Origin of the sequence: Bacillus sp. JHAA (genome assembly GCF_036961585.1) — a bacterium.
Lineage (GTDB): Bacteria > Bacillota > Bacilli > Bacillales > Bacillaceae > Bacillus > Bacillus velezensis.
This window is the reverse complement of sequence record NZ_JBAMDE010000002.1, coordinates 670,830-678,998: the sequence shown is the minus strand read 5'-3', so window position 1 is coordinate 678,998 and position 8,169 is coordinate 670,830. Positions and strand designations below refer to the sequence as shown.

The 8,169-nt window shown below is 49.1% G+C and carries 1 protein-coding gene; it reads right to left on the bottom strand.

Features of this window, described 5'->3' with window-relative positions:
• Positions 1-8,145: SDR family NAD(P)-dependent oxidoreductase (locus tag V7728_RS07580; protein WP_335371361.1), on the bottom strand; the 8,145-nt coding region annotated here is incomplete at its 3' end.
• Between the last annotated feature and the right edge of the window lie 24 nt (positions 8,146-8,169).

The following is an 8,169-nucleotide window of genomic DNA, read 5'->3' as shown; positions in this document are numbered from 1 at the left end:
GTGGAGCAGCGGGTGAAGTCTGGCTGCTTTCTCACTTTTCGCTGAGCCTGTTGTGTCAAGTGACACATCAGCTTTTGTGACCCAATATCGGTCTTTGGCAAAAGGGTAGGCCGGGAGACTGATGCGGCCCGGGTTGCGCTGATAAAGAGCTGACCAATCGACGTCAAGTCCTTTAACCCAAAGGTCAAGCAGCTTTCCGTATTTCCCTTTTCTCAGCCAGGCATTTATGGTAAGCGCCATATCTTCATCAGAAGTGAGTGAAGCCGCCAATGAATGATGTTTGGCTGTCCTGCCCCGCCAGATATGAGCATGTTCGATATTATGATCGTTTGAGAAACTCATAAGCTTCATTTTCAGTTCTTCTATCGACTCGGCCGTAAATGCAAGCCGCTCAGCCATCGGTTCTCTTCCCGTCTGAAGCGTGTAAGCGATCTTGGCTAAATCCCCGTCAGAACGTTTTTTTCCTATGACATCATCCAGAAGCTGGCGGGCGCGCTCTGTCAATTGCTGCTCATTTCGAGCTGATAAAATAATAACAGCCGGTTTTTGCGGAGAAACAGACGCGTTTTCCATTGGTTTCAGGCTGTCAGACGGCACAAATTCCTGAATGATGACATGCGCGTTTGAACCTCCTGCTCCAAACGAGGAAATGCCGGCAATTCTTGGATATTCCTTCATTTCACCCGTGATATTCAAGACAGGTCGCTTCCATTCCGTTTCTTTTTGCTGTACGAAAAACGGAGTGTGCTCAAACTCAATATTCGGATTCAATTCCGCCGCATGCAATGAAGGGGCAATCCTCTTATGTTTCAATTGCAGAAGCAGTTTGGTGATCCCCGCAATCCCGGCAGCGCTTTCTAAATGTCCGATATTTGATTTAATTGAACCGATGGAACAAAACTGCCGGTCTTCTGTTGTCAGGCGAAAAGCTTTCGTTAACCCGTCGATTTCAATCGGATCACCGAGCGCAGTGCCCGTTCCGTGGGCTTCCAAGTAACTGACCGTTCTCGGGTGAATGTCTGTCCGTTTCAACGTCTCTGCGATCAGATCAAACTGCGCTTTCGGATTCGGCACCATATAAGCGTTTGTCCTGCCTGCTGCGTTCAGCATGCTTCCTTTAATAACGCCGTAAATATGATCGCCGTCTTTCTCCGCTTGAGCAAGCGGCTTTAACACAATCGCCCCTACTCCTTCACCGTCAACAAAACCGTCCGCACTGTCTCCGAAAGATTTGCATTTATCACCGGGAGACAGCATTGAAAAAGCGGACAGCCGCTCATAGTGGGCCGGATCAACGATAAGATTGACTCCGCCGGCAATCGCTGTTTCACTCATTCCGCTCCGCAGGCTTTCTGCGGCGAGATGGACAGCTGTTAAAGAAGAAGAGCATGCTGTATCCACAGCCATACTCGGCCCTTGGAAATTGAACAAAAACGATACTCTGTTTGCGATAGACCAGTCGCTGGGAACTGTCGGGTAATTGCTGTTCATCACACCGACAAAGACTCCGATTTTCCGGCTGTCACAAAGGGTGGCCGGGGTGTACCCCGCATCTTCAATGCTTGAATAAGCAGTCTGCAGAAACAACCTTTCCTGCGGATCCATCCTTTCAGCTTCCGCGGGAGATATACGGAAAAACAGCGGATCAAATTTATCAATGTCATCGAGAAAACCGCCCCATTTTGAATAAATGGACCCCCATTTTCCGCGTTCCTCGTTATAAAACGTTTTCCAGTCCCAGCGATCTTTCGGCACTTCAGTAATAGAATGCCTGCCGGCTTTTACATTTTCCCACAGCTCATCAACGTGATCGGCGCCCGGATACCGGCCTGACAGACCGATGACAGCGATATCCCGGATATAGGGATCTCCGTTCGTCCTGCTGCCTTCCTCGTTTTGAGGAATTTTGTTTTGTTTTACATTCAGGTTATCTGTGTGATCAGACAGCTGCTCTTCACGCACACCCATCGCTTTCATAAATGCTCCCCGCTGAGAAAGAAGCAGGTAATCCGCGATTTCTTCTATCGTCTGATATTCAAAAAAGAGGGTGCTGGTCATTTGGTCAAACACGTTACGAAAAGCATTCGTGAGCCTGACGACCAGAATAGAATCCAAACCGTATGCGGTTAAGGAAACCGACGGATCCATTCTCCCGCTCGGAATCTTCAACGTTTTTCCTATTAATTCCGTCAGATATGCGATGCCCCGTTCTCTTACGTTTGGAATCGGCGTGGCGCTTTCTGCGGGAGCCTGCACCCGTCCGGCGTTTTCGGGATGAGCCCGTCCATTCCCGAATTGCCGCTCGAGCGCTTCTTTACGGGAAGACAGAAAGTAATCAGCAAGCTCATCAATGGTTTGATATTCAAAAAATAAAGTGCTGCTGACAGAACCGAAGACGTCTTTTAACGCATTGGTCAGTCTGACGACCAGTATGGAATCCAATCCGTATGCGGTTAAAGGTTCATGGGATAAAAGACGATGCGCCGGCACTTTAAGCGCTTCACCGATTACCTTCTTCATCAGTTCAACGCTTTTTTCTCTCAGGCTGACATGCAAAGTATCATCCGAAAGACCTTCTGCGTCATACGGACGGCGCTCCGGCTTCTCTTCTGACGCCTGCGTGAGGGCAAGCCTGACCGTTCCGTCACTTTCAGCCGCTATAATCTGCTGGCCTAAGTCGTGTGCGGCTTCAGCCGGAAACAGAGGATGGACGAATCCTTCAAGCGAAAGCGCTTCCGCCCAGCCGGCCGGATTAACCCCCGGACAGCCCGGAATCCGTAAATCATGATCCTCATACAGCCACCAGCCTTCAAGAAGGCCGAACGTCACATGGTTGAATATGGTACGGTTGTTGATCTCATTTATAAACAGCTGGCCGTTTTTTTGCAGCATTGCTTTCGCATGGCGCAGCGTAGAGCGGATATTTTTTGTCGCATGAAGCACATTGGTCGCGATCACTGCGTCATACGTGCCGATGTCCGGCGCTTCTGTTGATACCGGCTGCTCAGCGTTGAATATTTTATAAGTGACATAAGGATATTCCGGACCGAATATGTCTTCTGCATGTAAAAGAAATGCTTTAGAAATATCCGTGAAACAATATTCGGCAATATGCGCTTCATACGGTTTCAATTTTCTCATGACCGCGGCGCTCGTCCCGCCCGTTCCGGCTCCGATTTCTAAAATGCGGATTTTCGCCTGCGGGTCTTTTTCCAGACGTTCCTTCAAAACTGCAATCAATGTGTCAGCAAGCTTGTCATTGAAAAAATCAGAAATGATATTATTGCGGTAAATGCCTTCCACAAGACGGAAAGAGGAGTCAGGGAACATCACTTCCGTTGCCGGAAGCTTACCGGTTAAAATGTCTGGAAGCACACGCAATGTCTCTTCTGCCAATCTGACATGCGCCCTCATGTCTTTCTGGCGCAGCCAAGTCTCTTTTTTCCGCTCCCATTCCTCCCACACCTGCCCTAGATCCGTTTTTTCCGGAGTAAGCGCTAATTTATTCAGGAGGACAAAGCTCTCTTTCAGCCATCTGCTGTATTGTTCCGTTATGCCGGCAGCCGATTGAAATAACGGCAAAGCCTGACCAAGCCCGGCTCCCATCTCATAAAGGGTTGATACAAGCATTTTTTCAATAAGGGACTCCATCTCTCTCATGCAGCTCATGACACTTGATGCTTTTAACCGCTCAGCTTCGTCATTCTGCGTGATGTTAACCGTTAATTGTCCGAGTGCGGAAGGAATCTTTTCCGGATAAACCGTTACTTGTTCTTTCAGATCGTCTTTCATAAAAACCGGATCTGTCGTTTTGATCAGCGCCAGCTGGTCATGAGGTCCGGAAAGCAGGGTTTCCAGCGTTTTCATCGCTTCGGGCGCCTCAATAGAAGCGATTCCGGCCCGCTCCATCCGTTTCCGGTATTGTTCTGAAGCGACAACGCCGACACTTCCCCAAAAGCCCCAATTGACAACTTTTACGGCATACGGCGCTTTCTGTGAGATCCGCTTAGCAAAAGCGTCTTTAAACGTGCACCCGGCGGCATAATTGCTCTGTCCCGGCGCTTTTTGAAACGACATCATCGAAGAGAAAAACAGCAAGAAATCCAGGGGTTCCCCTTCAGCTACCCGGGCAATCTGCAAGCTCACATCAGTTTTTGCAGAAAGTGACGCGCGGAACTGATCCTCTTCCATATTGGCAAAACTTCGGTCTGATAACACGATGGCGGAATGGATGATTCCGCGGACCTTTCCATTTTCCTTTACAATGGTGTCATACGCCCGTTTGAGAGAGTCATAATCGGCAGCATCCGCGCTGAAATATTGCGGTGCAGGGCCTAAAGCCGCAAGTCTTTTCAGCTTTCTTTCAATCTGTGTATCTTTTTTCCGCCTCCCGATCCAGACAATTTTCGCCTGATAGGTCTGAATCATATATTCAGTCCATACTTCTCCTATTCCGCCTGCTCCGCCGATAATCACATAAACCCCGCCGTGCCGGTATAATGAAGGCTCATCTGCATGAGGCTGGCAGACGGCCAATTGCTGGCGGTGCCACTGACCTGCACGAAATACCCACGGATTTCCCTCGGAGTCCGCCGGTAAAGAGAAGACATCGGGGAGATGCCGGTCTCCCCTTTGAGATTCCAAATCAAGAAGCCGGATGCTCCAATTGGTGTATTCTTTTGCGAGCGACCCCGCTAATCCGTGTATGCTTGCATGACTCGGATTGACCTCATCATGTTCATGAATCGGCTGTGCTTGAAACGTGCAGATTGTCAATGATAGTTGTTCCATGTCAAAATTCAGAAGCAGAAGCGCTTTTACCAGCCGGAAAAGCTGCATGACCCCGTGCTCCTGTCCCTCGGCCGTATCCGCATCATAAACGGATGGAATGGGATGATCCGGCGCCGCCCATATCATGTGTTGAAAAGAGCCTTGCGCTTTCAATGTTTCAGCCATTTGTTCCGCGCTGTCCAAAGAAGTGATGACCGGAAAACGGACATCGGAATACATCTCTTTCAAAGTCTGCTGAAAATCCGGCCCGGCCCCGATGACGATTATTTTTTCTTCACGCATGAAAGACATGCCGGTTTCCGGAATGGTGACGGTGTTCCAAACCGGTGTCATAAGCAATTCCGTTTCACGGCTTTTCTTCGGCGTGACGCCGGCTTTTTGGTTAAAGCCGGCGCTTTCCTGCACCTCTTTTATGATAAAATCTTTCACTGCCGCCAACAGCACGCCGCGCTCATCACAAATATGCAGATCAAATTGGTGAACGGAGGCCGCTTTTACCTCCGCATACACAAATACGGTTTTCGCTAACGGTTCAAGCAGCTGTATTTCTCCGAAGGAAAACGGTACGATAAGCGCAGGCTCTTTTTGAAATTGCAGCACATGCGCCATTGCAGTTTGAACAGCGCCATCCATTAAGGACGGATGTAGGATGTACTGTTTAAAATCGGCTTCCAAGTGTGACGGGAGCGTTAATTTGGCCAGTGCTTTCCTTTCTGTATAAGAGAATTCGCGGATGACCTGAAAACTGTCCTTTTGCACGATTCCCGCCTCAGAGAACGAGTGATAGATGTCTTCCGGCTCCGTTCTCTGCGCAAATGGCGCCGGGAGCTGAAAGGCCGGGGCCTCTAAAGACGTCCCTTTTTCTTTACAAATCACTTCTCCTTGCGAAAAGAGGGTGCCGTCCGCTCCTTTTTCTTTAATGACATAGCTTATACGCTCTTTTTCTGCTTCAAACTCTATCATGACGGATCTTGGGTCTGTCCCTGTCACAATCGGCTCCATGTACCACACACTTTGAAGAGAGACGACCGGGCGTTCTCCCCACAATCCCGCGCCGTATGCCGCCATTTCCAGATGACAGACTCCGGGAAGCACATATTTTTCGTTCACTAAATGATCTTTAAAGAAATATTCATCCTTGGAAAATATCTTTTGAAACGTCCCTTTCCGGGCGGATGAAATATTCTCATCAAGCAGAGGATGCAGCGCTTCACGCTTTTTGATATTTTGGGGCTTTTTTGTATACCGCTTTTTTTGATCGGTCAGCCAGGACGTTTCCTTTAAAAACGGATACGTAGGAAGCGGAACTTTCTGATACGGCGTTTCCGGCTTTTTGCAACCTTGAAGGCCTTTCACCCACAGCGCGGCAAATTTCTCAGGATCTGAAACGGATTGGCCTGAAACGTCCGGCCGCCCGTGTGACGCTTTTCCGAAGTACATATACCTGCCGTCGCTGTGACCGCTTACAAATCCGTCCAATCGCTGTTTCAGCTCAGAAAGGGATGATGCAATGACAGCAAGCCGGAAGGAGAAAGGCTCTCTGCCTGACAATAAGGTGGCAGCGATATTTTCCAGACTGTATCCGCCGGCAGAAGGCAGGTTTTCCAAACGGGCAAGAAAGGAGCTCAATTTCCCGGCATATTCTTTCAGCTGCTGTTCGGAATGTGCGCTTAATACGACGGCATGCGGTTTTTGCTCAGTATTCTTGTCCGCTTGCCGTTTTGGCTGATAAGCACCTACGATCAGATGGGCATTAGAGCCTCCTGCGCCGAATGAACTGATTGCGGCGATTCTCGGTTTATCTCCTTCAGCCGGCCACGGCCGGTTGTTTCGGACGACATAAAATGGCGAATCAGAAAAAGAAATCTTGCGGTTCAGTTCCTCGGAGTGCAGACTGGCGGGAAGCGTTTCATGTTTCATGCTTAAAAGCACCTTGATTAAACCGGCGATCCCTGCAGCCGCTTCCAAATGTCCGATATTGGATTTCACCGAGCCGATTCCGCAGTAGTTTTTCTCATCGGTCTGTTTATCAAATGCCATAGACAGGCCGCGTATCTCAATCGGATCGCCGAGTGCCGTGCCGGTTCCGTGAGCTTCAATGTAGCTGATATCCGCCGGACTTACCGCGGCTCTGTTTAGAGCGGATAAAATCAGGTCCCGGTGCGCTTCCGGATTCGGCACCGTATACCCGGTCATTTTGCCGCCGTGATTAGTGGCGGACCCCTTAATGACACCGTAGATGTGGTCTTTGTCCGCAATCGCTTTTTTCAATGGTTTTAACAAAACGGCTCCCGCGCCTTCGCCGGGCACGTAACCGTCTCCGCCTTCACCGAAACTGCGGCATTTTCCTTCAGAAGACAGAAAATGCGATTGGCTTAAAAACATGTATTTTTGCGGATGTAAGCTGAGGTTGACGCCTCCGGCCAGCGCCATTTCACAGTCGCCCGACATAATGGCCTGACAAGCCTGATGGACGGCGACAAGCGATGAAGAACACGCCGTATCAACAGCGATGCTCGGGCCATGGAGATCAAGGAAATAAGAAACCCGGTTCGGAATGCCCCAATATAAGGAGCCGGGGCCTTTGTACTGATCTTTGAGGAAACCTTCTTCGTGTGCAATTAATGAATATTCATTCCAGGTCACTCCGGCGAATACACCGATTTGATCCGTCGGCCTCGCCGCCGGATTCCCGTAACCGGCATCCTCCATCGCTTCCCAGCAGCACGTGACATACAATTTTTGCTGAGGATCCATTAAATCAGCTTCCCACGGGGAAACAGAAAAAAACAGCGGGTCAAATTGATCCGGATGATCAATAAAACCTCCCCATTTACTGTATGAAGCGTATTCTGCCGTTTTCTCTTCCGAGTAATAAGAGCTGTCCCATCTGTCCTCTGGGATTTCAGTGACACAATCTTTATTTTCCATTAAATTGTTCCAAAAATCATGCTGGTTTTCCGCTTTCGGAAACATCCCGCTCATTCCGATAACCGCAATATCAGAGCTCCCGTCCGTTGCCGGTTCAGGCACCTTTTCAGCCGCCTGTACGGGAAGCAATTCTTCTTCCTGCCGGCTTCCCTTATCAGGCTCCGTTTCTGTGAATTCAAGAACGCTTTCGGGATTTCGTTTCTGCGCACTTAAAAACTCACTCAATTTCTCAATGTTCGGATATTCAAACAGCAGCGTTTCAGAAAGGCCGGTAAATTCTTTATGCAATATGGTCATGATTTCTTCACTGATGAGAGACGTCACGCCAAGAGTAAAAAAAGCGGTTTTATCTTCCGCTTCGGTCACCTCGGCACCCAGCTTTTGCGCTATTACCGTTCTTAAAAATTCGTTAATACATTTCATGAGGATACCATCCCTTGTACAAAA